Raw genomic sequence first — 1,184 nt, forward strand, 5'->3', positions numbered from 1 at the left:
AGGACTTCCGGCCGGCACGCCGAGAGCACGCACCGGACGCCGCTCCTCGACGGGCCAACGTTGCCTGCCGCGGCACTAGACCCGGCCGATGCCGTCCCAGAAGTCGGCGAGGGCACGGGCCGTCGGCAACGGGCGGTCGGCGTTGGGGGAGTGCTCGGCCCCCGTGATGACGGTGCGGCGCGCGTTCAGCCGCAGAGCCATGTGGTCGAGGATCGCCACCGGCCAGGTGTCGTCGTGTGTTCCCGACAGGACATGGAACGGCAGGGGGATCGCGGCGAGTTCGGCCACACGGTCCGGCTCGGTGCACAACTGGCCTCCCGTCGCCATGAGTTGGGCCGGGCTGTGGCCCAGCCAGCGGCGGCGCAACTGGTCCTGGTCGCCGAGGCCGCGGGCGGGCCCGCCGACTTCCTCCGGCGGCCCCATGGCCTGGATCGCCTCCCACACCTCCTCCATCGACAGCACGGCGAGCGCGTCCCGCAGCAGCTTCACGCGCTGCTGCTGGGAGACGGAGATCTCCGCGGGCCCGGACGAGACCAGGGTGAAGGACAGGAAGGGGGAGTGGTCGAGCAGCACGGCCCCACGGGCGATCTGCCCGCCGAGCGAGTGCCCGACGACGTGCACGGGTCCGCCCAGTGCCTCGGCCTGCGCGAGCACGTCCCGGGCCAGTTCCCGCTGGGCGTAGGCGGACTCGTCGTCCCGGGGGCCGTCCGACTCGTGCTGCCCCCGTCCGTCCACGGCGACGACCCGGTACCCCCGCTCCGCGAGCGGCTCGTGGAGCAGCCCGAAGTCCTCCTTGCTCCCGGTGAACCCGGGCAGCATCAGGACGACTCCCCTTGCCTCCACACCCGCCGTCGGCGACGAGTCGACGACGGCGAACTCGCCGCGCGAGGTGCGCAGGGGGTAGGCGCGGGCGCCCGGGGGCGGGGGGAAGGTGGGGTGACTGGTCACGGGGGCGAGGGTAGCGGGTGGAAGACCGGCCCTGTGCCCCGGATGAACACCGACGGCCCGGCCCCTGTGAGAGGGCCGGGCCGTCGAAGAGGGGTGGATCAGCCCTCCGTGGGCTCCGCGGAGGCGGTGGCCTTGCGGGTGCGGCGGACCCTCGGCTTCGCCTCCGCCGCGTCCTGGGAAGCGGCAGCCGGGGCCGCCGTGGTCGCCTTGCGCGTACGGCGCGGCTTGGCCTCGGC

Annotated in this window: 1 protein-coding gene; it reads right to left on the reverse strand. The window is 74.4% G+C overall.

Annotated features, from left to right (window positions below; all coding sequences use genetic code 11):
• Window positions 1–75 precede the first annotated feature (75 nt).
• A complete protein-coding gene (locus ACFU3E_RS38150) occupies window positions 76–948 on the reverse strand; it encodes an alpha/beta fold hydrolase (RefSeq protein ID WP_384169347.1) in 873 nt (290 codons plus the stop codon).
• Between the last annotated feature and the right edge of the window lie 236 nt (window positions 949–1,184).

This window comes from Streptomyces sp. NPDC057424, from assembly GCF_042803315.1.
Lineage (GTDB): Bacteria > Actinomycetota > Actinomycetes > Streptomycetales > Streptomycetaceae > Streptomyces.